Source organism: Okeania sp. (assembly GCF_983059655.1).
The window spans coordinates 1-2,152 of the sequence record NZ_CEZPJD010001086.1; the positions used below are offsets into that span (position 1 = coordinate 1).

Sequence of the window (2,152 nt, forward strand, 5' to 3'; positions counted from 1 at the left end):
TTGCCTGTTGCCTGTTGCCTGTTGCCTGTTGCCTATTCCTAACAAACATAATTAATTCTATGAGCAATAACACAATCTCGTCCCTGTTCTTTTGCTTGATAAAGCGCTTGATCGGCATCTATTAATAATGTACGAGCTGATAATTTTAACGTAGGAATTACACTACTTACTCCTAAACTTACAGTTACATAAGGACTTACTTTTGAACAATTGTGAGGTATTTCAAGCCTTCTTATTTCTCTCCTAATTAATTCTGCTCTTCGTAAAGCTTCCTCAATATTTGTATTTGGTAATATAACCCCAAATTCTTCACCACCATAACGGCAAACTAAATCTGTAGAAAATTTAGCTACCTTGCTAATAGCTTGAGCAACTTTTTTGAGGCATTGGTCTCCCTCTGGATGCCCATAACAATCATTATAATATTTAAAGTAATCCACATCACAAATAATTAGAGATAAATATTTTTTTTCTTGTCTAAGTTGCTCCCATTTATGATGAAAATATTCATCAAATGTACGACGATTAGCCAAAGAAGTTAAACTATCAAAACTGGCAATTCGTTTTAAATTTTGGTTTGCTTTTTTAAGAGCTATCTCAGATTTTTTCCGTTGAATTAATCCACCTAACTGAGTTGCCACAGCATTCACTAACTGTATAGAACTTCGATCTAATGTTTGAGAAAATTTCTGGAAAAATACTAAGATGGCTAAAACTTGTTGATCGAGAATAATCGGTATTCCTAAAGCAGATTGAATACCTATTGTTTCGGCAATTTGAAAACCAATCAAAACCGATTCTTTTTCTTGAGAAATATCTTTTACCCATTCTGTTTTCTGAGAATTCCACACTCTTTGTAGTAGGTTTTGTTGAGAGTTAAAAGCAATAATTTGATTTTTTTGTCGAAATTTTAGAGTTGCGGGTAAAGTACCATTATTACTATTACTAGAATACCATCCTCTACTAAACTTGAGCATTGTAGCTTCTGGGTCAGGAATCCATGCTTCTCCAAAATCCCAATTCATTGTTTGACAAACTTCTGCTAAAGTTACTTCTAATGCTGATTCAATATCAGATGCTTCACTAATAGCATGAGTCACTTTTAATAATAGTTGTAATAAAGCGTTTTGTTGTTGTAATTGCTGCTGTAGAGACCGCAGTCGTAATTGATTTTCAATTCTGGCTAAAATTTCAATTAATTCAAATGGTTTTGTAATATAATCTACTCCACCTACAGTAAAGGCTTTAACTTTATCCATTACTCCATCTAAAGCAGAGATAAAAACTACGGGGATATTAGTAGTTTGTTTATCTATCTTTAGACATTCACAAATTTGATAGCCATCCATTTCTGGCATTTTAACTTCTAATAAAATCAGATCTGGAAGCTCAAGATGAATATTTTCGAGAGCTTCTTTTCCACTGGTGGCAATTTGCACTTTATACCCTTGAACATGTAACAACTCAGTCAACAGCTTTAAACTTTTAGGATTATCGTTAATAATTAAGATACTTTCTCTAAGTATAGAATTTTGTTGTTGATGCATGATTGAGTCGCGGTAGAGTAAATATGCTTACCAATGGATAATGGATAATTGATAATTAATTAATATTTAAGGTCTCTTCTTTTTAAGAAGAAAAATTTTAACAATTTATTCGGTTGTATCAATCCTCTTCCTAAAAAGCAAAGATAATTATCAATTATTAAATATTTTGTATTACTTTTGGCCAAATTGAATAAAATTAAATTTGTATTATGGAGATATAGAGTTATCATATTAACTGTGTCAAATAGTAATTAATATCTTTATACTGAATTTAATCTACTATCTTAAGAAATCTACAACTATTTTTTAATTGCGATATGTACCTTGAACTGTTTTAAACGTAGCAGTTTTCAGTTTAGTGAAGTACTTCTAGTTTTTTTCTTTTCTGTTCCCATAATTGCTGATCTCTAAAAACTAAATTTTTGCACCTCATCAGCATGAAAATTTTTATCTTCATGTATAACATAACTTTAAATATCAAAATATTTAACTTTCAACTAATATAACATTTTCATTTGAGTGATGAAAATACTTTTGAGGAAAAATTAACAAAGAGTCAAAAAGAGTGATTTTTTCGATTTTGGAATAAAGATACAGTATTTTTT

General features: G+C 30.4%; 1 protein-coding gene. It reads right to left on the bottom strand.

All coding sequences use genetic code 11. From position 1 onward, the window contains the following. Nucleotides 1-38 precede the first annotated feature (38 nt). Nucleotides 39-1,547 carry a diguanylate cyclase domain-containing protein gene (locus tag AC3DU7_RS32030; protein WP_488043263.1) on the bottom strand — a complete coding sequence of 503 codons (1,509 nt, stop codon included), beginning with the start codon at nucleotides 1,545-1,547 and terminating at the stop codon, nucleotides 39-41. Between the last annotated feature and the right edge of the window lie 605 nt (nucleotides 1,548-2,152).

Excerpts from the sequence above, each read along its gene's own strand:
- AC3DU7_RS32030 (WP_488043263.1), bottom strand. The coding sequence starts at position 1,547 with ATGCATCAACAACAAAATTCTATACTTAGAGAAAGTATCTTAATTATT.